A 24,214-nucleotide genomic window follows, 5' to 3' on the forward strand; every position below is an offset into this window, starting at 1 on the left:
AAGGAAAGCTTCGACAGCGATACATCGCACGACCAAAAGAGTAGCTTTTGGGAGGACGTCGCGTTTTTGTCGACCTCGAGGTCACAAGCCAATCTTCCCAGAAAGGTAAACCCCACCTTTCCGAGAGGCTTGACTTGTGCTTGTCAGGGGTGATCACTAAGGAAAGCTTCCTTGAATAATCCTCGCAGGAACAATCTGAACTTTGATTGTTCCGAAGGCGCTTTCGCTTTTCCTTCTATACTCGGAGCATTTATTCTGTCTATTTAACCGCCACTGTTTTTGGATTTCCTGGGTAGACCTTTTGCGCTTCTTCACCGCGTAGAACCCTTAGTGCTCCTTCCGCTAGTGCCTGCAGTTCATTCTCTCCCGGTTGGACGATTACATCTGCAATCCAATTTACCCGCTCACTGATCTCCTTTACGAAATCTTTTCCGTAAGCAAGCCCTCCTGTAATAACAATTGCGTCAACCTTTCCACTTAAAACAGCACTTGCTGCACCTATTTCTTTTGCCACTTGATAGGCCATCGCAGAATAAATAAGTCTTGCGTATTCATCACCGTCTTCAATCATCTTTTCAACTTTCACGGCATCATTTGTTCCTAAATAGCCGACAAGTCCTCCTTGGCCGACGACTTTCTTCATTACTTCTTCCCGATAGTAAGAACCGGAATAACATAATGAAACTAAATCACCGACTGGAACCGTTCCCGCACGTTCTGGACTGAAAGGACCTTCCCCATGTAAACCATTATTTACATCAATTACTTTTCCTTTATGGTGGGCACCTACCGTTATTCCCCCGCCCATATGTGTGACAATTAAATTTAAATCTTCATATCTCTTCCCTAATTCCTTTGCTACCCTTCGCGCAACTGCTTTTTGGTTTAAAGCATGGAAGATACTTTTTCTTTCAATGAGTGAAAAACCGGAAATACGTGCAATGGGTGCTAGTTCATCAACAACAACAGGATCAACAATATATGCTGGGATGTTTAGTCCAGCGGCAATTTCATAAGCGATCATACCGCCAAGATTGGAAGCATGTTGTCCTGAAGAGCTTTCTCGAAGATCCTCTAGCATTTCTTCGTTTACAGAATAGGTTCCTCCCTCAATCGGCTTTAATAAGCCTCCCCGTCCACATACAGTACTGAGCTTGGAAATATTAAATCCTTCTTTATCTAATGTCTTGAGGATGACATCTTTGCGAAATTCATATTGGTCAATAATATGTTCAAATGAATTTATGATATCAGCATCGTGGCGTATCGTTTTTTCTAAAATAGATAATTCATTATCGAAAACTCCAATTTTCGTAGAAGTAGATCCTGGATTGATGACGAGAATCCGATGTCCTTGTTCTTGCACAATGAAACCTCCGTTATGAAAAGTGATTTGCTCACCGAAAAATTTTTCGTCCGGTGAGCAAAGTCATTGCTGATAAGCTTTATGGACTTTAATTATAAAATTTATTGGATTATTTTCTGCGGCTTAAAATATGGTGACCATTTTGCAAAAACTGGCTTCTTGAATTACGCATTCTTTCAATTCTTTCTTCCGCCATTCGGTCTGCCGCTTTATATGTTGGAATTCCATCTCGTTTAGAAATCTCAATGACCTTTTCGATTGTTTGGTATAGTCCTTCAACTTTCTTAAGGGCACGTTCTGCATTATAGCCATATAATTCATCAGCAACGTTGATTACTCCACCAGCATTAATAACATAGTCTGGCGCGTAAACAATTCCCATCTCATGAAGAATATCGCCATGGCGCTCTTCTTTTAGCTGATTATTAGCCGAACCAGCAACAACCTTCGCTTTTAACTGTGGAATAGTTTCATCATTTATTGTTGCTCCAAGAGCACACGGAGCATAAATATCACATTCAACTCCATAAATCTCATTAGGTTCAACCGCTTTTGCACCAAAGTCATTCACAGCACGCTGAACTGCCTCTTTATTAATGTCTGTAACAATTAATTGAGCCCCTTCTTCATGCAAGTGTTTGCAAAGAGTATAAGCAACATTTCCGACACCTTGTACAGCAACTACTTTTCCTTCTAGTGAATCAGATCCAAAGGCTTCCTTTGCTGCAGCTTTCATTCCAACGTAAACACCATAAGCTGTAACAGGTGATGGGTTGCCAGAAGAACCGAAGGCAGGAGAAATGCCCGTTACATAATCTGTTTCTTCATGAATAAGATCCATATCTGCAACAGTTGTACCTACATCCTCCGCAGTAATGTAACGGCCGTTTAGCCCCTGGATGTATCGGCCAAACGCACGGAACATCTCCTCATTCTTATCCTTTTTAGGATCTCCGATAATAACTGTCTTTCCTCCGCCTAAGTTAAGCCCAGCTGCAGCGTTTTTATATGTCATCCCTTTTGCAAGTCGTAACGCATCCTCGATAGCTGCTTCTTCTGATGCATATGTCCACATGCGAGTACCGCCTAATGCCGGTCCTAAAGTTGTGTCGTGAATAGCAATAATTGCTTTTAAACCTGAAGTTTTGTCTTGGCAAAAAACAACTTGCTCGTAATCATATTTTTCTAGATATTTGAAAATTTCCATTTGAAATTCCTCCCAAGGGTAAATGTTTTTTAAACAAAGAAAATAATACCATATATTAAATTTAAGATGCAGAACAAATAGCCAATGCTAAAGAATAAAGCTTGCTTTCAGCAGTATCTGCTCTTGATGTTAAAACAATAGGTGCTTTTGCGCCTGCAATAACAGCTCCAACTTTGGCGTTGGCAAAATAGATTAATGATTTATATAGTGCATTTCCAACCTCAATAGTTGGAACGAGTAGTATATCGGCTTTCCCAGCTACTTCGCTTTTAATCCCTTTATATCGTGCTGCGGTTTGGGACACAGCATTATCAAGTGCAAGCGGTCCATCTACGACACAATCTGTTATTTGGCCGCGTTTATTCATTAAAGTTAATGCAGCAGCATCTAATGTAGACTGCATTGCTGGATTGACAACCTCAACAGCTGCAATTGGAGCTACAAGCGGCAGCTCAATTCCAATGCTATTAGCAATTCCTACAGCGTTTTTGAGGATTTGTGCTTTCTGTTCTAAATCAGGGGCAATATTCATGGCAGCATCTGTTATAATCGTAAACTTATCAAAACCTGGAACTTCAAAGACTGCGACATGGGATAAAACATTCCCAGTTCTCAATCCATAGTCTTTATTTAAAACAGCTTTTAAAATTATCGCTGTTGAAATATTCCCTTTCATTAAAACATTTGCTTCGTTTAACTTAACCGCTTGAACCGCATTCTCCGCTGCTAATGAACTGGAAAGAGTATGAACAATTCGGATATTGTCGTTTGACGCAAGATTTTCATACTGGCTCATATTATCCAGTATTTTTTCTTTGTCCCCGAACAATATAAATTTTGCAAGGTTACGTTTTACGGCCTCTGAGACAGCTTCAATCACTTCAGGGTCTTCTGCAGCAGCAACAGCTACTGTCTTTCTTTCATATTGAGTTGCTCTCAATATAAGCGAATCTAACTTCATTTAGTCACAACCTCTCAATAAACACATGGTGCCTGAAATATCGGGATCTTGAGCAAGGAAAGTTCCTACACTTCAAAAAAAAACACTACAGCTATTTATATTGCAAGATTTGTGCCAAATAAAAAACGCCATGAAAACGCTTTAATTATTATTTTTGTACATGAAAAAAATTGCACGCTATGAAAGTTATTGCACGCTATTATTTGCAATTTCATATTTCTCAAGCTTATAGTACAAATTTCTTACAGATAGACCGAGAGTTTTGGCTGTTTCGGTTTTATTACCAGCGAATTTCTTTAAGGTATGGATGATTAGCTCTCTTTCAAACTGTTCGACATGCTTAGCCAATGTTTTGTTACTGTCCATCACCTTATTTTCGGGTTCTTTTTGAGCATGATCGATCTTTATCAATTCTGGAACATGATGTTGGTCCAAAATGCTCTCATTGTAATTCATGAAAATAATAGCACGCCCTAGAATATTATCAAGCTCCCTCACATTCCCTGGCCAATCATACATCATAAGCTTTTTCAGTGCGGGCTGAGAAATTTTTTCTACATTTCGGCCATATTCTTGATTTATTTTTTGAATGAGACGACTACATAATAGAGGAATATCTTCTTTTCTTTTTCGAAGAGAAGGAATATGAATTGGCATCCTATTTAGACGATAATATAAGTCTTCCCTAAAGGTACCACCTGCAATTCCCTTTTCTAAGTTTACATTCGTCGCCGCAATCACTCTGACATTAATCTGAATCGGCTTTGTGCCGCCAACACGTGTAATCTCTTTTTCCTGCAATACTCGCAATAGCTTTGCCTGAGTATTCGCCGATAACTCACCAATTTCATCTAAAAAGATACTTCCATTATTGGCCTCTTCAAAAAGACCGCGTTTTCCCCCTCTTTTTGCTCCTGAAAAGGCACCCTCTTCATAGCCAAAAAGTTCACTTTCTAATAAACTCTCCGATAAGGCTGCACAATTTACCCGAATGAATTTACTATATTTACGATCACTGCCATTATGGATGGCATGAGCGAACAATTCTTTCCCTGTTCCTGATTCTCCTCTTAAAAGGACCGTCGCAGGTGTTTTGGCTCCAAGGCGGGCTTGCTCGATCGCAATTGTCATTTCTTCGGATTGGCCAATGATGTCATCAAATGAGTATTTTGCTTCGAGATTGCGGATAATTTGCCTAGCACGATATAATTCCCGATTCAATGTTTCAATTTCTGATACATCATGAATGACCCCAACACTACCTTTAATTTTTCCATCTACAATCACTGGAGCTACATTTACAATGACCTCTTTTTTGTTCGGGCCAACTCGCATGGCTACTCCTCTTACAGCCCTTCTTGTGTGCAGCACCTTCATATGTACACTTTCACCCTCAGAAATGTCTGCGGTTGCCGGCTTGCCAATTACCTCGTCTTCTGAGAGTCCAGTAATTCTTGTATATGCTGGATTGATTAGTAATCCTTTTCCGTTTTCATCTACTACGGAAATTGCTTCATCACTTGATTGAATAATCGCTTGAAGCATCGTTTGAATTTCTTTTAAGTTTGTAATCTCTTCAGCAAGATCCATAACCTCTGTAATATCTTTAAATACAGCAAAAGCACCGATTAGTTCATCATTTTCCCCGAGCATCGGTATTCTCGTCGTAATGATCTTTACACCGTTATTTAAAATCAGCTCTTGGTTTGCATATACTCTTCTCGTCTGTAATACTTGAGGTAATTCACTGTTTGAGATGACTTCAAGAATATGCCTTCCTACCGCATCTTTTCTTTTTGTTCCCGTCATTCTTTCTGCACTGCTATTGAAGTGAGTGATCTCTGAGTGTTGATTAATGACGATCATTCCATCGCCCGTTGAATTAAAAATAAGATCGTGTTTATATTTTTCTTTTTGGATTCTTGTAATTAAATCTTCTTTTTCCTCGATAAGATTGGAAATTAGAGCAGCTACACTACCAGGAATGAGCACTGAGTTTTTATTTTTTGCTTCTCGGATACTTATAAATACATCATTGTCTCCTGTAACCTCAACGATAATATCAATATCCAGATGAATGAATTTCCTCCAGTCCGTATCTGTTGGAATCCCTTCTTTTTTAGCAATTAAGAGCCCAGGTGCATTTGGATTATGATCAACAACAGCGATTACTTTTAACATCGCTGTTTCTTTCATGATTTTTAATATGGCTGTTCCGCCTTTTCCTGCACCGACAATCATTACAGTTTGCATAGGTGTATGACCATCCCTTAGTTTGAAATTTTCTTCATAACCTTACAACCTTTTCTGCAATATTTTTCATACGTTATTATTTTATCGTAAAAGATAGAAACAAGCCAACTTTAAAGTTGATCATGTCCAGCTTTGGACCTAAAACGCTTGACAAATTTCCTGATTGATTTATTATTTTTTATGAATGACTAATCTTTGGATTGATGAAATGAAGGGATTTTTCTATGATTAGAATTATTGCTTTATTAATAATGCTCATACCTGGTATGTTTGCAGCATACGGAATAAAATTAATGAGAGATATGGTTTTTGGTATATTGCAAAGCCCGTTTCCTTATTTATGGCTGCAATTTCTTTCTGGTCTGTTATTCTTCCTAATTGGCCTCGGATTTATCGCTGGATTTATCCTTCACCGAGATCGAAAAAGGAATAAGGTTCAGCCACGATTTCAAAAACAATCAGCAAGTAAAAGAGGATGACTTTGATTGTCATCCTCTTTTTTATTCATAAACTTCTCTTATTTTCTTTGCTATAACAGGGTTATCTGTTATTAGGCCCGCGCATCCCGTAGAAATTAAACGGTGCATTTCTTTCTCTTTATTTACCGTATACGGCCTCACAGCAATTCCGTAATCTTCTGACATCTGAATTAATTCGTTTTTTGCGATTGTATATTTAGGATGAATGCTTTTAGCACCAATAGATTGGGCATAAATCCACGGCATATATAAGCCTTCAGAGAATAATGGTGCGGTCTCAATTTCAGGGGCAACCCGGTAGCAGTAAACAATACTATAATGATTGAATGAAGATAAGATAATCCGCTCTTTCATCTCATATTCCCGTATGAGATTTATCACCTTATCCTCCATCCCTTCATAGGGATAGACGCCATTCTTCAATTCGATATTGCAGATCATTTCATTCGTCCTCATCCATTCTAATACTTCAACTAGAGATGGAATAGGCTCATGATTAGAAAATATCTTCTTTTTATGAAACCCTGCATCAAGCTTTCTTAATTCTTTCAAGGTTAAGTCTTTCACATGGCCCCTGCCATTCGTTGTCCGGTCCACCTTTTCATCATGAATGACAACAATCTCGCCATCCTTAGTTAATTGAACGTCCAGTTCAATTCCATCTGCTCCAGCTTTTTCCGCCTCTCTAAATGCTTTCATTGTGTTTTCAGGATACACTGCAGAGTAACCTCTATGGGCAAAAATTAGTGTCATTAAATGAGACCTCCCATAATTTAATTCATCTCTGTCGTAATCGAATTTTTCTGAATAAAGATAAAAAAGCGCTCCCACATTGAGAACGCCGATTTTATTCCTTACCCCTTCAAGAAGCTTTATGTTCCAAGCGAAGTTTATCTGCCACCATTGCGATAAATTCCGAATTTGTTGGTTTTGCTTTAGACATGCTGACTGTGTATCCAAATAACGAGGAGATTGAATCAATATTTCCTCTGCTCCAAGCGACTTCAATCGCATGCCTAATCGCACGTTCCACACGGCTAGCCGTTGTATTGTACTTCTTAGCAATATCTGGATATAGAACTTTCGTAATTGAACCGAGCAGCTCGATGTCATTATAAACCATCGATATAGCTTCACGAAGATACATATATCCTTTAATATGAGCAGGAACACCAATTTCATGGATGATACTCGTAATGCTAGCATCAAGATTTTTTGGCTTTGATTCAACTGCAGAACGATAAGCGGCATTAGAAGACTTTCTAATAACTGGATTGGTCTTTCCACTAACCTGTCGAATATGACTAGCAAGATTCTCCATATCAAACGGTTTAAGAATGAAGTAGGATGCCCCTAGATCAACAGCCTTTTTCGTCACATCTTCCTGTCCAAATGCCGTTAACATAATAACATTTGGCAAATTACTCTTTTTTAATTCCCGCATTTTACTAAGGACCGCCAATCCGTCTAAATGAGGCATGATAATATCTAGAACGAGAACATCTGGATCTTCTTGCTCTAATATATCTAAGCATTCCTGTCCATTATGACCGACGCCTACAACTTCCATATCATCCTGTGAAGAAATATATTCTTCTAAAAGTCCGACAAGCTCCCTATTGTCGTCGACAACACAAACTTTGATTTTTTTCACTAACTCTTTCCTCCTCGATCCATTTTGGTCTCTTTATATCTATATTTTATTCTAAATGAGAAATTCGACAATGCAACTTAAAATCCTTTAGTTTTTTAAAAAAATCTCAAAAATAGTAGAAAATCTTTATTTTTCTTTAATTTCCTTTGTTATTCGACCGTTTTCGCTATTTATTATTATAACTCTTGCTTATTTGTCGAAAAATCTTTATTTCTTAATAAAAGCATATCATATAACACGAATTTAATCTCTTCGTTCTGAAAAAAAATAGGAAATCAGCAAATTGCCGATTTCCGCCTTATTTTTTTTCTCCAAATTAGTTGTCGCTATGATGCTTTCTCTGTTTGCTTTTCGTATATATCTATACCTGCTTCTTGGAGCATCCATTCGATATGCACGCCATAACCAGAAGTAGGATCATTGACAAATACATGGGTTACAGCACCAATCACTTTCTCATTCTGAATGATGGGGCTGCCGCTCATTCCTTGAACAATTCCGCCTGTTTTTGCTAAAAGCTTTGGATCTGTGACTTTAATAACCATTCCCTTTGTAGCCGGGAATTTTTGGGGGATCGTACTAACAATTTCGATATCAAAAAGCCTTACCTCATCACTATCAACGACAGTTAAAATTTTGGCCGGCCCTTCTTTTACTTGATGTGATAATGCGATTGGCAACGGCTTATCAAGCACACCATTTTTCAATTCTTGATTTAGCTTTCCAAAAATCCCAAATGGGCTATTTCTGTCAATGTTACCGATCACTTCTTTATCTTCGGAAAAACGTGCCAGTTTTTCACCAGGATTCCCGTTACTGCCTTTTTCAATTGAAGTAACAGTTGAGCGAACAATTTGACCATCATCAACGACTATTGGCTTTTTCGTATCCATGTCTGAGATGACATGACCTAATGCTCCATATTTTTTAGATTCGGGATGATAAAAAGTCATTGTTCCAATCCCAGCAGCCGAATCACGAATATATAAACCGAGTTTGTAGGAGCCTTCCCCTTTATCCTTTAATGGTGATAACTTAGTTGAAAAATGTTCATTTTCGCGATTTACAACGATATTTAGCGGATTGCCTGTTTTTCCCGCTTCTTGTACAAAAGGAGCTACGTCTGACATTTTCTCTATCTTTTTCCCATTAATTTCAGTTATTATATCACCGACTTTAATGCCGGCAAGTTCTCCTGGAGACGATTTTCCATCAATTGTATTCACTTGATGGTGGCCAACAACTAAAACCCCTACTGTATTTAGTTTGACTCCAATCGATTGGCCCCCAGGAATCACTTTAAAATCCTTTAATACATTTACATCGACCTTTTTAATTGGAAAACCAGCTAATTCCAATAACATTTCATTTTCCCCGCGCTTTTTTGCATTGAGGGAAACTGTATGACGGTCTTGATTAAGTGCAATACTTTCTTTTGTAGACATCGTTGCTGTTACCATTTCTGCTTTAGCCAACTGGAGCTGCTGGCCTTCAAAAAGAGTGATGGATGTTGGAATATTTTTATACTCTTGAAAAGGTTTTGAAAATCCTATTGCTATTAATGAAACAAGGAGAATTCCACCAATTATTTTTCTTAAAACATCTTTTGTCAAAACTTTCACTCTCCTCGCTTCTAATCCACAACGTCAAATGGCTACATCTATAATTTTGCCTTCAAAGCCTGCATTTATAACTGTTTCAGGATAAAAAAAGCTATCCTGCTTTGGATAGCTTTTCATTGTATTTATTTCAAAAAATTATCTATAAATGAACTTTCATTTTGTTTGCAAGCTGGATGAGCTCTTTCGCATGTTCCTTCGTTAAATCTGTAATCTCTACTCCCGAAATCATCCGGCCAATTTCTTTCACTTTTTCTGCTTCATTTAATGATTTCACAGTTGTTTTCGTTCGTCCATCTTTAATATTTTTCGCAATATAGAGATGTGTATCTGCCATGGCAGCGACTTGTGGCAAATGTGAAATACATAATACTTGAGAATTAAGGGCAACATGATGGATTTTCTCCGCAATCGCTTGCGCCACTCTGCCGCTTACTCCTGTATCCACTTCATCAAATATAATAGAAGTAACACCTTGATGCTTTGAAAATATACTTTTCAACGCAAGCATAATCCTCGATAATTCCCCGCCTGAAGCAATTTTTGAAAGAGGCTTTAACGGTTCTCCCGGATTCGTTGACAGATAAAACTCTACCCGATCTGCGCCATTTTTTGAAAAGCTTTCAAAGTCTGTATGAAAATGAACTTCAAATACAGTCTTTTCCATATAAAGCTCTTTTAATTCTTTATGTATTAATTTTGTTAAGGTTTTTGCCGTTGTTTTTCTTAATTTACTTAGTTCTTCACCTTCAAGCTGAAGGTCTTTTTTCAAAGAGGCTACCTCTTTTTCTAAATTTCCTATATGTGTGTCTTTATTTTGCAAAGTTTCTATTTCTTCTTCTATTTTTGAAGCATATTCTTGAATCTCGACAATCGATTTGCCGTATTTCCGTTTTAATTGTTGAATCTCATTTAACCGATCTTCAATGACCGTAAGTCTTCCTGGGTCAAATTCGAGAAAGTCTAGCTCATTCCTTAAAGTTCTCGTTACATCTTCAAGCTGGTAATAGCTATTCGAAACCGTTTCCGCTAAATCTTTGTATGAAGGGTCAAGCTCTGCTGCATCCTCTAAATGCCCCATTACTAGACCAATCCAATCAAGACCTCTCTGTTCACCTTGAAGACCAGAATAACTTGCCTGAATGGACTCGTAAATTCGTTCAAAATTACTAAGCTTCTTTTTCTCTTCAAATAGTTCATCATCTTCATTTAGCTTCAAATTCGCATTCTGAATTTCTTCAAATTGAAATTGAATTAAATCAAGACGATGTGCCATCTGCTGATCATTTTCACTTAAAGTTTTTAAATACTTTAATTTTTGGTCAAAGGAATGATAAACTTTCTGATATTCTAAAAGCGCAGTTTGAATTTCCGAGCCGCCAAATTGATCAAGGAGATTAATATGCATCATTTCATCCATTAGCTCCTGATGCTCATGTTGACCATGAATATCAATGAGCGTACTGCCAATTTCTCTTAAAACAGAAATGGTGACGAGCTTGCCATTTATTCTACACACACTTTTTCCTGACTTCGAAATATCTCTTCTAAGAACAACCATTCCATCTTCAAGCTCAATGCCAAATTCCACAGCTCTTTTATATATCGGATGATTAGCGCCTTCAAATTGAAATAAACCTTCTATTTCAGCCTTTTCCTCGCCATGGCGTACAAATTCCGCCGATCCTCTCCCGCCAACGAGTAAATGAATGGCATCGATGATAATCGATTTACCTGCTCCTGTTTCACCACTTAATACAGTTAAGCCCTTCTCAAAAGAAATTGAAAGGGCTTCAATGATTGCAAAGTTTCTAATTGATAATTCAGTTAACAAATAACATCATCCCCATTTATCGCAGATTAACGGGCTGTAAGACTCCCTCTTCAATAAGATGGGTAAACAAAAACTACCAGATCGGGAGATCCAACAGCCCGTAAAGGCCCGATTTAAGGTACGCAGACTAAGAGCGCCACGTCCTGTGGCAACGTCTGCGTGACCCACATCCTGTGGGCCGCAACTAACATTCAGTTGGGAAAAGCACCCCACTGAATGAAGTTTCACTTTACAGCATTTCCAGAAAGCGATTCGTAATTTCTTCTGATTGCTCAGGCGTCCGGCAAATGATAAGGCATGTATCATCCCCACAAATGGTCCCAAGTATTTCTTGCCAGTCCAAGTTATCAATAAGTACCCCAATTGCATGCGCATTACCTGGAAGGGTCTTCATTACGAGCAGATTACCTGCAGAATCTATTCGGACAAACGCATCCATTAAATTTCGTTTTAATTTTTGCAACGGATTAAAGCGCTGATCAGCTGGGAGGCTATATTTATATCTGCCATCTAAAAGCGGAACTTTAACAAGATGAAGTTCTTTAATATCACGTGATATCGTTGCTTGAGTTACGTTATACCCAGCATTTTTTAATTCATCGACAAGATCATCCTGTGTTTCAATTTCATTATTTGCAATAATTTCTCTAATTTTAATATGACGTTGGCCTTTAGTCATATAATCACCTCTATTTTTATAGAAACACTATGTGCATTGTAATATATTTTTTCTAAAAATCTGCAAAATAAGTGCAAATGCTAATTATATGTTAGCTGATTTTCCCTATAATGACAATTAATCTTATCTTTCGCGATAAAAAAAGAAACAGGAACAAGCCGCAGCCTATTCCTCTTCTTTTTGCTTTGTTTTCAGTTCTGTATGAGCTTCCTTCACTACTGAACTTGGAGCAATATTCGATAGTTCCCCATTTTCCTTCTCGCCACTCCAAAAAAGATGAAGCAAAAATTCAATATTGCCATCTCCTCCCGTAATTGGCGAAAATGATAGGTTCTTTACATCAAAGCCGAGGCTTTGTGAAAAGGATATAATTGTATCCAACACCTGTTCATGCACTTTTTGTTCTCTTACGATGCCCTTTTTTCCAACCTGTTCCCGGCCCGCTTCAAATTGTGGCTTAACGAGTGCGATCACATCGCTGCCCGAAACGAGTAAAGTTTTTAATACAGGGAGAATCAACTTTAATGAAATAAAGGATACATCAATAGATGCAAAATCTGGCATCCCTTCTTGAAGGTCAGCAGGTGTGACGTAGCGGAAATTCGTTCTTTCCATGACGACTACACGCTCGTCCTGTCTTAATTTCCAAGCGAGCTGATTATAGCCGACATCTAGAGCATATGACATTTTGGCGCCATTTTGTAAGGCACAATCAGTGAATCCCCCTGTCGATGCACCGATATCAAGCAGGATTTTATCTTTAATGTCAAGATCAAATATTTTCAAAGCTTTTTCAAGCTTTAGTCCGCCCCTGCTAACATAGGGCATCACTTTTCCTTTTACCCGCAGCGGAATATCACTGTTAACCTTTTCTCCAGGCTTATCAAGACGAGTTTCATTGCTGAATACGACTCCAGCCATTATTGTCCTTTTGGCCTTCTCCCTCGTCTCAGCTAAGCCCCTTTCTACTAATAAGACATCTAAACGCTCTTTCTTTGCTTTCATTCTTTAAGCCCTTTTCTGTTTCTTTCTGACAAAATTATTTAAGCGATCGACAACATGACCAGTTGTCATGCCGATTTCTTCTAATAGCTTATCAACGCTTCCATGCTCGATGAAATGGTCAGGTATACCCATCATATCGATTTCTACATGGTGGAAACCACTTTGATGGGTAAATTCAAGAACGGAGCTGCCAAACCCACCTTGAAGAACTGCTTCTTCTATCGTTAAAATTGGCATGTTTTCGTTTAATAATGTTAGAAGCATTTTTTCATCTAATGGTTTAATAAATCTTGCATTAATAACCTTAATCGAATAGCCTTGCTTTTCAAGGATGGCAGCAGCCTTTAATGCCATTGGAATGGTCGTTCCAAATGTTAAGATTGCCGCATCTTTACCGTTTTTCAGCACTTCCCAAGTTCCGATTGGAATTTCATGCAGCTTCTCATCCATCGGGACGCCGATCCCATTCCCACGCGGGAATCTCAAAGCGATTGGGCCATCATTATATTTTATTGCAGTATTGACCATATGCTGGCCTTCATTCTCATCCTTCGGCATCATTAGAACGAGATTAGGCACATGTCTTAAGAAGGCAATGTCGAATACACCTTGGTGTGTTTCCCCATCAGCGCCTACTAAACCAGCACGGTCAATACCGATAAATACATTCAAGTTTTGACGGCAAATATCGTGTACAACTTGGTCGTAAGCTCGCTGAAGAAAAGTAGAGTAAATGGCAAGAAACGGCTTCATATTCTGTGTAGCTAAACCGGCAGCCATTGTAGCCGCATGCTGTTCAGCAATTCCGACATCATACATCCGCTCCGGAAATTCGCTGGCGAAGCCTTCAAGCTTAGAACCTACAGGCATAGCTGGTGTAATAGCGACAATTCGGTCATCTTCTCTTGCAAGTTTGCGAACTGTTTCACTTACTAATTGACTCCAAGCTGGAGCCGTACTTACCGGCTTGACAAAGTCACCTGTTTCAATTTTGTATGGACCTGTTCCATGCCATGTTCCTGTCGTATCGTTTTCAGCTGGACGATAGCCTTTTCCTTTTTTGGTTATTACATGAAGAAGAACTGGACCTTCAGTTTTCTTCGCATAGCTTAAATTTTCAAATAAGCTTTCAAAGTTATGACCATCAACTGGGCCAAGATAAGTAAAGCCCATTTCCTCAAAAAACATTCCGGATACGAATAAATACTTTAAACTATCCTTTAACCTTTCAGCCGTTGAAGCAAGCTTTCCTCCAACTGCCGGGATTTTCTTCAGAAGAAGTTCAAGTTCATCCTTTGCCCATTGGTACTTGCCTGCCGTTCGCAATTTCCCAAGGACATTGTGTAATGCGCCAACATTTGGAGCAATCGACATTTCATTGTCATTTAATATAACAATCATATTCTTTTGTTCATGTCCAATATGGTTTAACGCTTCTAAAGCCATACCACCTGTTAATGCACCGTCTCCGATTACAGGAATGACATGGGACTTTTCCTTCTTTAAATCTCGTGCAATAGCCATACCCATAGCAGCAGATAGGGAAGTTGAACTATGCCCAGTCTCCCATACATCATGTTCACTTTCGACCATTTTTGGAAAGCCGCACAGCCCCTTATATTGGCGTAATGTATCAAATTGATCGGCACGGCCTGTTAAGATTTTATGAACATACGATTGATGGCCAACATCCCAAAGAATTTTATCCTTTGGGCTATCGAAGCATTTATGCAATGCAATCGTTAGTTCCACTACACCTAAATTGGGACCGATATGGCCTCCTGTAAACGATAACTTTTCTATCAAGAATTGACGAATATCTTGACTTAAGTGTTCTAACTGTTTATTCGATAATCCTTTTAAAAAAGATGGGTCTTTAATTTTCATTAGATCCATTCAGTGGATCACTCACTTTCATATCTTTATCATGCGTTAGTTTCATGTTCACTTATGGTTATTATAACAGTCTGAATGAAATCCTCAAGCTAGTGCAGGATATTACCAATTGAAAGAAATTAAAAATATTGATAAAAAGGGAGCTTTTAATGATTTCTCGTTTCAATTAAATCGGTAATTTCCTCAAGAAGCTCTGTATTTAAGCCTGTTTCTCTAAGCTTTTCCTTTGCTTGCTGGATATGACTATGCAAAACTTCCTTTGCACCGTCTAATGTGAGAATCGATGGATAAGTACTTTTATGTTTGGACGTATCACTTCCAACTGGCTTTCCGATCATTGCTTCTGTTCCTTCTAAATCAAGAATGTCATCACGTATTTGAAAGGCAAGTCCAAGATGATAAGCAAATTCTTCTAATGTCTTTATTGTACTCTCATTCGCCTCTGCGAGAATGGCCCCCGCTACAACACTGTATTGCAGCAGCTTTCCAGTTTTATGAATATGAATATATTCTAAGTCCTTTAAAGACAATTCATTATTTTCCCCGTTAATATCGGCAACTTGGCCGCCAACCATACCTTCTGCTCCAGCTGCTTTTGATAATTCTTTAATCAATCTGAGCAATGTATTAGCGTTTGTATATTCTGACGGGGTTTCGGCGATTAATTGAAAGCTATACGTAAGCATTGCATCTCCTGCCAAAATGGCGAAAGCATCACCAAATACTTTATGATTGGTCGGCTTTCCACGGCGCAAATCATCATTATCCATGCTTGGAAGATCATCATGAATAAGTGAATACGTATGAATCATTTCAATGGCTGCGGCGGTCAGCATTCCTTTGTTTACATCTTCGCCAAAGGCTTCAAGTGTTGCTAATAGAAGAAGAGGTCTAATTCTCTTTCCTCCGGCTTCTAATGAATAAAGCATTGATTCTTTTATGATTGAAGGAGCAGATAGTTTGCTAATGCTATCCTTTAATACCTTCTCTAATGATCCTTTATAAGTTTTTGCAAATGCCGGAAAGGATGATTGCTGCAAAACTACTCCTCCTCAGAAATGACGAAATTTTCTTTACGGCCGTCCTCTGTCAAAATTTGAGTCAGCTGAGATTCTACACTTTTCAACTTATCATGACAGAGCTTGGATAGCTCCATTCCTTGCTTATAAATATTGATTGCTTCCTCGAGCGGGACATCCCCTTCTTCAAGTCTTTCAACGATTACTTCCAATTTTTCCATCGCTTCTTCAAAGGTTAATGTTTTTTCTGAAGACATCGTAATCACTCCTCTATATCCGTTACTACGCAATGAATGGTTCCATCTGATACCTTTATTTTCACTTGATCATTATCGCTTATTTGTTTTACTGATTTGATTAAGTTATCATGCTCCGAATACACAAGACTGTAGCCTCTATCCATGATCTTTAATGGACTTAATGCCTCTAGCGTAGCAATCTTATGGGAAAAATCCTTTTTCTTCGCCATTAAAATTCCGGTCATTGCTTTATTTAGCTGTTTGTCCAATTTATTTTGCTGTTCCTTTGCCGCATAAAGCAATTCATTCAATGGCTTTCTCTGTATTCGTTTTTGAATTTGCTCCCATAAATCGATTTTTTGATCAAAAAACTTTTTCGATCCTTTTTCTAATCGCTCAGTTAATCGATCAATTTGTTCGAGCTTTTGTTCATATAATTTTTGAGGATAACGGAAGGCATATGATTTTTGAATTCGAGAAAGTCTTTCATTTTTTAGTGTTAGCTGCTCTTTAAGTGCCCTTAGTAAGCGTGTTTGTCTAGTAAGAACCCTCTCCGTCAATTCTTCAATATGAGGAACAGCCAATTCAGCAGCCCCTGTTGGTGTTGGCGCCCGTAAATCGGCCACAAAATCGGCAATGGTAAAGTCAGTTTCATGGCCAACAGCCGATATGATCGGGATTTTTGATTGAAAAATAGCATTTGCCACGGCCTCTTCATTAAAAGCCCACAGCTCTTCAATCGAGCCGCCGCCACGTCCAATGATTAGGACATCTGCTTCATTTAATTCATTCGCCATATTGATCGACTTCACAATGGACGGAGCAGCCTGCAACCCTTGCACAAGTGCAGGGAAGATGATGATATTAGCAACAGGATATCGCCTTTTAATTGTAATTAAAATATCACGTATGGCAGCTCCAGTAGGCGAAGTAATGATGCCAACAGTTTTTGGGAATTTAGGGATTGGTTTTTTATGCTGCAGAGAAAAAAGTCCTTGTTTTTCAAGTTTTTCTTTAAGCTGTTCATAAGCTAAATATAAATCGCCAATTCCGTCTGGTTGCATTTCTTTTACATATATTTGATACTGTCCGCTTGGTTCGTAAACGGTAAGATCTCCTCGAATTAAGATCTTCATGCCATTCTCGGGAATAAATTTCATTGAGCGATTATTACTTGAAAACATAACAGCAAGGATGCGTGCTTTTTCATCCTTTAAAGTAAAATACATATGTCCGCTTGAATGTTGCTTAAAATTCGAAATTTCACCTTTTACGAAAACGTCTTGTAAATGCGGATCGACATCGAATTTTCTTTTAATATACTTGGTCAGAGCATTTACCGTTAAATAGCGCTGATCTTTCATGGTAATCTCCTTTTAGAGTTATTCACACAAGCCTTGGTCACCCCCGACAAGCGTAAGACGAGCCTCTCGGAAAGGTGAGTGGGAGGATTGGCTTCTGACCTCGAGGTCGACAAGAACGCGACGTCCTCCCAAAAGCTACACTTTTGGTCGTGCGATGTGTCGCTGTCGAAGTCTTCCTTGTTCTGTCGCATTGTCGACACTAGTACAACCTGTACGTAGGGGGTAGGCGCTCCTCCTAAAAGCTAGCGCTTTTACTCGTGCGATGATTACGCTGCCGAAGCGTTCCTTGTGGAGCTGGACGTCACATGAAAACTGCCCTTTCATTATAGATTTAGTTCCTTTTGCCGTCACGAAAAACCGTTCAGGCAAAAGAATCACTAAAGCATCATTTGAAAAGGGCAGAAGCAAAACTAAATATTAATTTTTACATTGTACTTTTTGTTGAATGGACTTTGCGGCTTTTAACGTATTAAACATGAGCATCGTAATTGTCATTGGACCTACTCCGCCCGGAACAGGAGTAATATAGCTCGCTGCTTCCTTCACGCTTTCAAAGTCTACATCCCCACAAAGCTTGCCTTCGTTATTTCTGTTAATACCAACATCAATTACAATGGCACCTTCTTTAATGTGATCCTTTGTAATGATGTTCACTTTTCCAACAGCTGCCACAAGAATATCTGCTTGTCTCGTAAATTCTTTCAAATCTGGTGTTTTAGAATGACAATATGTAACCGTTGCATGTTTATTTAAAAATAACTGCCCTGCCGGCTTTCCGACGATATTGCTGCGGCCAACAATGACGACATGCTTGCCAGTAATATCTACATTGATATAATCAAGCATTTCCATTACTCCATATGGTGTACACGGTAAAAACGCATCTTGCCCTGTCATCATTCTGCCAATATTGATCGGATGGAAACCATCCACATCTTTTTCTGGGGAAATCGTTTCAATCACTTTCGTTTCATTAATATGGTCTGGCAATGGCAATTGCACGAGAATTCCATGGATGCTATCATCTTCGTTTAATTCAATCACCTTATTTAGAAGCTCTTCTTCACTGATTGTTTCTGGAAGCTCAATTAATTCTGAGTGCATTCCTAGCTCTTTGCATGTTTTTTGTTTGCTTGTGACATAAGTTCTAGAAGCTTGGTTATTTCCAACTAAAATGACCGAAAGGCCTGGAACAATTCCTTCTTGCTTCAAATTATATACTTCTTCAGCTATGAAAGCCTTCTTTTGCCTAGCTATTTCTTTACCATCAATGATTTTTACAGTCATGTCATCTTCTCTCCCATTAATTAGTGAAAGGAACCTTCAATGATTAAAGTTGCTGTTTGATTTTAGAAAGAATACCATTAATAAACTTGCTAGATTGGTCATCTCCATACATTTTTGCAATTTCTATTCCTTCATCAATAACTACATTTGGAGGGGTATCTTTACAGAATAGGAGTTCATAAACAGAAAGTCTTAATAAATTTCTGTCTACAGTTGCTAATCTTTCTAATGTCCAATTTTCCAAGTTTTTCTTAATCATTTCATCAATGCTGCTTTTGTTTTCCATAGCTCCATGAACAAGCTGCGTTAAAAATTCATTGCTTGGCGCGTCTTCTAATACATGTTCAATGGCTGAGTTTGGTTCTGCCTCGCTTACGTCAATTTGAAATAATGCTTGTAATGCCTTTTCTCTTGCTGTTCTTCTTTTCATACTTATTTAACTCCTTTAACAGGGAAAGTTCAGTTGCTAATTTCTATCTAGTGCAAACGGTTTAGTATCATTTATTCCACATCTTGGTCCAAAAATACATTATAAATAATAGCATAAGAAAGCTTCTATGTATTAAAGAATATTATTTTCCCCGTTAACTATTTCCAATGATAACTTTAGCAGAAAATTATTCAAATTAAAACTTAAAAAAACCAAAGACAAAATTTGTCTTTGGTAATCTGTTAATTATTACATTTCTTCTTCATATTCAACTGTGTGCTTTTGATTTTCAAAAATAATTCCGACCACGTGAATATTTACTTCCTGTGCTTCTAGTGCGGTCATATTCAATAATGCTTGTCGGATATTGTCTTGAATTTTCTGTGCTACATTTGGAATGGAAATGCCGAATAACATCGAGCAATAAACGTCTACTTTGATTCCGTCCTCGGAAAGCTCGACCTTTACACCTTTGCCGTGATTTTTCTTGCCTAGTCGCTCAACAACACCTGTAGCGAAGTTGCCACGCATTTGCGCTACACCTTCTACTTCCGAGGCAGCGATCCCAGCAATTACTTCAATCACTTCAGGAGCGATTTCAATTTTCCCTAATCCACTGTTCTCATGACTCATTTCCAGAACATTCTCGTTCACTTTTAGCACCTCCAATTAGTCTTCCTTCTGCATAACATTATACATATCTAAAAATTTGGTGTTAAATTGACCTTCCACAAATTTCTCATGGCTAAGAAGCTTCAGATGGAATGGAATAGTCGTGTGTACACCTTCGATCACAAATTCACTTAACGCTCTCTTCATTCTGGCGATTGCTTCATCCCGTGTTGCTCCATATGTGATTACTTTCGCAATCATGGAATCATAAAATGGTGGAATCATGTATCCAGGGTATGCAGCAGAATCGACACGGACACCATAGCCGCCCGGAGGAAGATACATGTCAATTCTTCCAGCTGATGGCATGAAGTTTTTCTCAGGGTTTTCAGCATTAATCCGGCATTCAATTGACCAGCCGTTAAAAGTTACATCTTCCTGAGTGATCGTCAGTTTTTCACCTGATGCGACTTTAATTTGCTCTTTAATCAAGTCCACTCCTGTTACCATTTCAGTAACGGGATGCTCAACTTGAATTCTTGTATTCATTTCCATGAAATAAAACTTGCGATTATGGTAATCATAAATAAACTCAATTGTGCCGGCATTCGAATAGCCCACTGCCTTCGCAGCTTTAACTGCAGCATTTCCCATTTCTTCACGAGTTTCTCCATCTAAAGCTGGTGAAGGAGTTTCTTCTAGCAGCTTTTGCAGACGTCGCTGAATTGAGCAGTCCCTTTCACCTAGATGAATCGTATTACCAAATGAATCGGCAAGAACTTGAATTTCCACATGACGGAAGTCCTCAATATATTTCTCAATATAAACGCCAGGATTCCCAAATGCAGTTAAAGCTTCTTGCTGGGTAATATTAATTCCTTTAACAAGCTCCTGCTCATTGCGGGCAACTCGAATACCTTTTCCGCCCCCGCCTGCAGTCGCTTTAATGATTACCGGATATTCAATTTTGTTAGCAAGTTCAATAGCTTCATCGATATCTTTAATGATTCCATTTGAGCCCGGCACAATTGGTACTCCTGCATCCTTCATCGTTACCCTAGCAATGTCCTTCGTTCCCATTTTCGTTATTGCTTCTGGTGTAGGTCCAACAAAAATGATATTGCATTCACGGCAAAGCTCTGCAAAATCAGCATTTTCTGCCAGGAATCCATAGCCTGGGTGGATTGCATCACAATCTGTTAACTTTGCAACACTAATAATATTAGTGAAATTTAAATAACTATCTTTTGATGCTGTTGGTCCAATACAATATGCTTCATCCGCAAGCTGAACGTGAAGCGCTTCTTTGTCAGCCTCCGAATGAACAGCGACCGTTTCAATCCCCATTTCTCGGCATGCACGAATGATTCGAACAGCAATTTCTCCTCTGTTTGCAATTAACAGTTTTTTAATCATCCAGTTAACGCTCCTATTCTGCTTTTACTAAAAATAATGGTTGACCGTATTCAACTAGTTGACCGTCTTTTACCAAGACTTCCACGATTTCACCATTTACTTCCGCTTCAATTTCATTGAAAAGCTTCATAGCTTCTACGATACAAACGATTGAATCATTGGAAACCTTTGATCCTACTTTTACATATGCATCGGCATTAGGAGATGATGACTGGTAGAACGTACCAACCATTGGAGATACAATTTTATGTAAATCCTTCGTGTTTGCCTCAACTTCTTTAACAGGCTCATGTACATTGGATTCAATAACTGGCTCTTGCTTTACAACTGCAGCCTGGACAGTCTTCGTAGCTGGAACTTCTTGAACAAACGTTGGAGCTGATTGAACAACGACAGCTTCTGCTTGTTTCTTTTTCATTTGTATTTTTGAGCCATCATGCTCATAAACAAATTCATCAATATTTGATTGATCAACAAGCTTAATTAGCTCGCGAATTTCTTGTACTTTTAACATATTCGGGCACCCCTTATTTTCATTGCGTTCCTTCACTAACGGCGAAAATCACCTGTCATATTAAGAACACTTAGTTTAATTTAAGACTAGATACTAATATCATACGATAAAATCTTACTGTAATTCAATAATGGAGTCTAGCTTTGAATAATAATTATGCCCAAATACATATTTAAGCTACAGTTATTTACCAATTTTTACGTAAAAATAGCGGATCCTTGTATAGGGGTTCCGCTATTTTTATCATTTCTATTTTTTTGAAATTTTGTTTTAAACCTTCGAAGTTTGCCCGTTGATTTCCGCTGCGGGCACTTGCTTTCCGCGGGAGGGACGGAAGCCTCCTCGGAGCTACCGCCTGCGGGGTCTCCCGCTTCCCTCTATTCCCGCAGGACATTGAATAAACATCTGTGAATGGACACCGCACGACAAAATGCATATGCATTTTGGAGGAGTCAAGTGCCCTCCGCTCCAATCAACTCAGATAGTTAAATTAAAATCACACTTATGAAGCAATAAACTTTACGAAACCAGTTTTTTTATTTAGATGGCTTGAATTCTACAGTAACTGCTTGCAAACCGCCAATTTCATTATTAACTTCGCGGATAATGTCGTTTGCGGCAGATCTGGAAAGTTCATCTGCTTTCACTGTGACAAGGACATTCTTTCCATTGGCACGAACAAGCACATCTTCATAGTTCATTGCTCTAATTAATGTTTCTAACATGTATTCCTTTTGCTCAATGGCATTGATTTCATCTAGTTCGTCCATAGCAGCACTGATTTCCTCTGCTGGAAGGTCCGTAGATCCGATTTTTGTGTCTAATTCTTCAATTTTTTTACTGCGCTCATCCTTAAGTTGTATGCGCAATGCTTCAAACATTTCATCTCCAGATGCATTTGTAATCACGGCACTATCATCTGAATTTTCTGTTGCTGACCCTTTTGGCTGTTCTGACTTATCAGACACATCAGCTAAGTTCTGTCCTTTTTGCTCAGGAGACGTGATATAATACACCGTCAACACAACAACTAAGCTCAACATTGTTAATAACCAGACTGTTTGTTTTTTTAATAACATCTATTATTCCCCCTTAGTTTTTTTAGGCATAACAGCTACCCTATGGCTAGGAACATCTAGTGCCCTTGTTACCGCTTCAATGATCCACTTCTTGACTTGTATATTATCGGCCCCTTTTGCAACGACTAGAACTCCACGAATTTTTGGTTTCTTCGTTTCTAGTACAATCGGAACCTCTTTTTCATTATTTCTAATTATGACTAGCTGTTCTTCAGTTGAATAATCCTCGACATTTCTTTTTCCGCCTTCACGATCAGTTTCATCAGTCGTTTGTTTTTTGCTTGATCTGTTTTTCTCGAGAACCTTTGTTTCCGTTGCATCAACATTCACAACGACTGTCACATCTTCTACACCAATGATTGCATCGAGTGCTTCCTTTAACTGAGCTTCATAAGCCCGCTCATAATCGGCGATCATATCATTTCCGGCCTTTTGCTTTTGGCCAAAAGCCGGGATGTCTTCTTCCCCATTTGCTTCTTCCTGATTTTTCATTACTGGTAACGCCGTATTGGATTTTTCATCTTTAAAAAGAGTGTTGCTAATTAGCATAATGGCTGCTCCGAATAGGAGGACGAGAAGCAAATATTGATATTTTCCCGGTTTTTTATCTGGCTGATCATCTTTTGATAGCCATTTTTTCAATTGAGTGAAAGGTCCTTTTTCTTTATCCATCGTTATTCAACCTCCCTCCTTCTACCCGAACGACAATTTTTTCTTCATTCACATTCCATTTTTCAGCTAACAGAGAAGCTATTTTTTTAGTTTCATTGTTTGGTATGTTCGAAGGAAGAGATTCCCGGGTATTGATTTCTACACTTTTAACGACTTCAACTGCATCCTCTTTTTCGTCTTTAGATGTAAGCTGCACCATTACCACTTTTAAATTTTCCGGGAAGGTACTTTGGGCTTTTTTATCTACCTCAAGTTTGATATTTGTAATTTCTAATTGATATTGCAACATCAGCTCCTCTTCAGCTTGCTTTGTTAATAGGACAGCCATTTCTTCTAAAATATATGCACCTTGCCAGGCTTGTATTTCTTTTTTCTTCATTTCAATTGAATTTTCAAGATTTTTTTCTCCTGATCCCTCATAAGCCGGAACAGTTGCTATCACTTCTTCGAAATCTTTTGAAATGAGTTTAAAAATCGGTGTTAAAATAACGGCAATAAGTAATAATCCTGTCACCATTTTTGTATATTTTTGCAAATTTGAATTTGGTAGAAGCATGTCAATGACAGTTGCTAAAAGGATAAATAAAATAATATTGGTAATCCATTCTTTAATAAAATCCATTTAGCAT

General features: G+C 38.4%; 23 protein-coding genes. 1 reads left to right on the plus strand and 22 read right to left on the minus strand.

Going from position 1 to position 24,214, the window contains the following annotated elements; translation table 11 throughout:
* Positions 1-259: 259 nt before the first annotated feature.
* The 4 genes from buk to F7731_RS02515 form a co-directional block, all read right to left on the minus strand.
* Entirely contained in the window at positions 260-1,366 is a 1,107-nt protein-coding gene (gene buk / locus F7731_RS02500; RefSeq protein WP_151533193.1) for a butyrate kinase, read from the minus strand.
* 109 nt (positions 1,367-1,475) lie between these two features.
* Positions 1,476-2,573 carry a branched-chain amino acid dehydrogenase gene (bcd, locus tag F7731_RS02505; protein WP_151533194.1) on the minus strand — a complete coding sequence of 366 codons (1,098 nt, stop codon included), beginning with the start codon at positions 2,571-2,573 and terminating at the stop codon, positions 1,476-1,478.
* Between the two features lie 61 nt (positions 2,574-2,634).
* A complete protein-coding gene (yqiS, locus tag F7731_RS02510) occupies positions 2,635-3,534 on the minus strand; it encodes a phosphate butyryltransferase (RefSeq protein ID WP_151533195.1) in 900 nt (299 codons plus the stop codon).
* A gap of 186 nt (positions 3,535-3,720) precedes the next feature.
* Positions 3,721-5,787, minus strand: a complete 2,067-nt coding sequence (locus F7731_RS02515) for a sigma 54-interacting transcriptional regulator (protein WP_151533196.1) — start codon at positions 5,785-5,787, stop codon at positions 3,721-3,723.
* A 224-nt stretch (positions 5,788-6,011) separates the two neighbouring features.
* Between F7731_RS02515 and F7731_RS02520 the strand changes: the two genes are divergently transcribed.
* Complete coding sequence (locus F7731_RS02520) at positions 6,012-6,266, plus strand: DUF2627 domain-containing protein (protein ID WP_151533197.1); 255 nt, start codon at positions 6,012-6,014, stop codon at positions 6,264-6,266.
* Between the two features lie 21 nt (positions 6,267-6,287).
* On the opposite strand, the gene F7731_RS02525 is transcribed toward F7731_RS02520, so the two are convergent.
* The 18 genes from F7731_RS02525 to spoIIIAF form a co-directional block, all read right to left on the minus strand.
* Entirely contained in the window at positions 6,288-7,019 is a 732-nt protein-coding gene (locus F7731_RS02525; RefSeq protein WP_151533198.1) for a glycerophosphodiester phosphodiesterase, read from the minus strand.
* Positions 7,020-7,128: 109 nt separating this feature from the next.
* Positions 7,129-7,920: a sporulation transcription factor Spo0A gene (spo0A, locus tag F7731_RS02530; RefSeq protein WP_151533199.1), complete on the minus strand. Its 792-nt coding sequence runs from the start codon at positions 7,918-7,920 to the stop codon at positions 7,129-7,131.
* 326 nt (positions 7,921-8,246) lie between these two features.
* Positions 8,247-9,533, minus strand: coding sequence for a SpoIVB peptidase (gene spoIVB / locus F7731_RS02535; RefSeq protein WP_151533200.1), 1,287 nt, complete (start codon positions 9,531-9,533; stop codon positions 8,247-8,249).
* Positions 9,534-9,681: 148 nt separating this feature from the next.
* Positions 9,682-11,373, minus strand: coding sequence for a DNA repair protein RecN (recN, locus tag F7731_RS02540; protein WP_151533201.1), 1,692 nt, complete (start codon positions 11,371-11,373; stop codon positions 9,682-9,684).
* Positions 11,374-11,602: 229 nt separating this feature from the next.
* On the minus strand, positions 11,603-12,052 hold the full coding sequence (gene ahrC / locus F7731_RS02550) for a transcriptional regulator AhrC/ArgR (RefSeq protein ID WP_151533203.1): 450 nt from the start codon (positions 12,050-12,052) through the stop codon (positions 11,603-11,605).
* A gap of 165 nt (positions 12,053-12,217) precedes the next feature.
* Complete coding sequence (locus F7731_RS02555) at positions 12,218-13,057, minus strand: TlyA family RNA methyltransferase (protein ID WP_151533204.1); 840 nt, start codon at positions 13,055-13,057, stop codon at positions 12,218-12,220.
* Positions 13,058-13,060: 3 nt separating this feature from the next.
* Positions 13,061-14,953 carry a 1-deoxy-D-xylulose-5-phosphate synthase gene (dxs, locus tag F7731_RS02560; RefSeq protein ID WP_151533205.1) on the minus strand — a complete coding sequence of 631 codons (1,893 nt, stop codon included), beginning with the start codon at positions 14,951-14,953 and terminating at the stop codon, positions 13,061-13,063.
* A 146-nt stretch (positions 14,954-15,099) separates the two neighbouring features.
* The gene (locus F7731_RS02565; protein WP_246197117.1) at positions 15,100-15,993 is read right to left on the minus strand and encodes a polyprenyl synthetase family protein; all 894 of its coding nucleotides are present in this window, start codon (positions 15,991-15,993) and stop codon (positions 15,100-15,102) included.
* A 2-nt stretch (positions 15,994-15,995) separates the two neighbouring features.
* A complete protein-coding gene (gene xseB / locus F7731_RS02570) occupies positions 15,996-16,229 on the minus strand; it encodes an exodeoxyribonuclease VII small subunit (protein ID WP_151533206.1) in 234 nt (77 codons plus the stop codon).
* A gap of 5 nt (positions 16,230-16,234) precedes the next feature.
* Positions 16,235-17,575 carry an exodeoxyribonuclease VII large subunit gene (xseA, locus tag F7731_RS02575; protein WP_151533207.1) on the minus strand — a complete coding sequence of 447 codons (1,341 nt, stop codon included), beginning with the start codon at positions 17,573-17,575 and terminating at the stop codon, positions 16,235-16,237.
* Between the two features lie 417 nt (positions 17,576-17,992).
* Complete coding sequence (gene folD / locus F7731_RS02580) at positions 17,993-18,862, minus strand: bifunctional methylenetetrahydrofolate dehydrogenase/methenyltetrahydrofolate cyclohydrolase FolD (RefSeq protein ID WP_151533208.1); 870 nt, start codon at positions 18,860-18,862, stop codon at positions 17,993-17,995.
* A gap of 43 nt (positions 18,863-18,905) precedes the next feature.
* Positions 18,906-19,292 carry a transcription antitermination factor NusB gene (nusB, locus tag F7731_RS02585; protein WP_151533209.1) on the minus strand — a complete coding sequence of 129 codons (387 nt, stop codon included), beginning with the start codon at positions 19,290-19,292 and terminating at the stop codon, positions 18,906-18,908.
* Positions 19,293-19,541: 249 nt separating this feature from the next.
* Positions 19,542-19,925 (minus strand): Asp23/Gls24 family envelope stress response protein, encoded by a 384-nt coding sequence (locus tag F7731_RS02590; RefSeq protein WP_151533711.1) that lies wholly within the window; start codon positions 19,923-19,925, stop codon positions 19,542-19,544.
* A 36-nt stretch (positions 19,926-19,961) separates the two neighbouring features.
* A complete protein-coding gene (accC, locus tag F7731_RS02595) occupies positions 19,962-21,320 on the minus strand; it encodes an acetyl-CoA carboxylase biotin carboxylase subunit (RefSeq protein ID WP_151533210.1) in 1,359 nt (452 codons plus the stop codon).
* A 13-nt stretch (positions 21,321-21,333) separates the two neighbouring features.
* Positions 21,334-21,834: an acetyl-CoA carboxylase biotin carboxyl carrier protein gene (accB, locus tag F7731_RS02600; RefSeq protein ID WP_151533211.1), complete on the minus strand. Its 501-nt coding sequence runs from the start codon at positions 21,832-21,834 to the stop codon at positions 21,334-21,336.
* Positions 21,835-22,370: 536 nt separating this feature from the next.
* Entirely contained in the window at positions 22,371-22,913 is a 543-nt protein-coding gene (locus F7731_RS02605; RefSeq protein WP_151533212.1) for a SpoIIIAH-like family protein, read from the minus strand.
* 3 nt (positions 22,914-22,916) lie between these two features.
* Entirely contained in the window at positions 22,917-23,585 is a 669-nt protein-coding gene (gene spoIIIAG / locus F7731_RS02610) for a stage III sporulation protein AG (protein WP_151533213.1), read from the minus strand.
* Positions 23,578-24,207 (minus strand): stage III sporulation protein AF, encoded by a 630-nt coding sequence (spoIIIAF, locus tag F7731_RS02615; protein WP_151533214.1) that lies wholly within the window; start codon positions 24,205-24,207, stop codon positions 23,578-23,580. The genes spoIIIAG and spoIIIAF overlap by 8 nt, the downstream gene beginning before the upstream one ends.
* Between the last annotated feature and the right edge of the window lie 7 nt (positions 24,208-24,214).

The organism is Cytobacillus depressus, assembly GCF_008923245.1.
Lineage (GTDB): Bacteria > Bacillota > Bacilli > Bacillales > Cytobacillaceae > Cytobacillus > Cytobacillus depressus.

Excerpts from the sequence above, each read along its gene's own strand:
- spoIIIAF (WP_151533214.1), bottom strand. The coding sequence starts at position 24,207 with ATGGATTTTATTAAAGAATGGATTACCAATATTATTTTATTTATCCTT.
- spoIIIAG (WP_151533213.1), bottom strand. The coding sequence starts at position 23,585 with ATGGATAAAGAAAAAGGACCTTTCACTCAATTGAAAAAATGGCTATCA.
- bcd (WP_151533194.1), bottom strand. The coding sequence starts at position 2,573 with ATGGAAATTTTCAAATATCTAGAAAAATATGATTACGAGCAAGTTGTT.
- F7731_RS02525 (WP_151533198.1), bottom strand. The coding sequence starts at position 7,019 with ATGACACTAATTTTTGCCCATAGAGGTTACTCTGCAGTGTATCCTGAA.
- F7731_RS02520 (WP_151533197.1), top strand. The coding sequence starts at position 6,012 with ATGATTAGAATTATTGCTTTATTAATAATGCTCATACCTGGTATGTTT.
- F7731_RS02590 (WP_151533711.1), bottom strand. The coding sequence starts at position 19,925 with ATGAGTCATGAGAACAGTGGATTAGGGAAAATTGAAATCGCTCCTGAA.
- accB (WP_151533211.1), bottom strand. The coding sequence starts at position 21,834 with ATGTTAAAAGTACAAGAAATTCGCGAGCTAATTAAGCTTGTTGATCAA.
- yqiS (WP_151533195.1), bottom strand. The coding sequence starts at position 3,534 with ATGAAGTTAGATTCGCTTATATTGAGAGCAACTCAATATGAAAGAAAG.
- F7731_RS02605 (WP_151533212.1), bottom strand. The coding sequence starts at position 22,913 with ATGTTATTAAAAAAACAAACAGTCTGGTTATTAACAATGTTGAGCTTA.
- xseB (WP_151533206.1), bottom strand. The coding sequence starts at position 16,229 with ATGTCTTCAGAAAAAACATTAACCTTTGAAGAAGCGATGGAAAAATTG.
- folD (WP_151533208.1), bottom strand. The coding sequence starts at position 18,862 with ATGACTGTAAAAATCATTGATGGTAAAGAAATAGCTAGGCAAAAGAAG.
- accC (WP_151533210.1), bottom strand. The coding sequence starts at position 21,320 with ATGATTAAAAAACTGTTAATTGCAAACAGAGGAGAAATTGCTGTTCGA.
- ahrC (WP_151533203.1), bottom strand. The coding sequence starts at position 12,052 with ATGACTAAAGGCCAACGTCATATTAAAATTAGAGAAATTATTGCAAAT.
- F7731_RS02515 (WP_151533196.1), bottom strand. The coding sequence starts at position 5,787 with ATGCAAACTGTAATGATTGTCGGTGCAGGAAAAGGCGGAACAGCCATA.
- F7731_RS02555 (WP_151533204.1), bottom strand. The coding sequence starts at position 13,057 with ATGAAAGCAAAGAAAGAGCGTTTAGATGTCTTATTAGTAGAAAGGGGC.
- dxs (WP_151533205.1), bottom strand. The coding sequence starts at position 14,953 with ATGGATCTAATGAAAATTAAAGACCCATCTTTTTTAAAAGGATTATCG.
- xseA (WP_151533207.1), bottom strand. The coding sequence starts at position 17,575 with ATGAAAGATCAGCGCTATTTAACGGTAAATGCTCTGACCAAGTATATT.
- nusB (WP_151533209.1), bottom strand. The coding sequence starts at position 19,292 with ATGAAAAGAAGAACAGCAAGAGAAAAGGCATTACAAGCATTATTTCAA.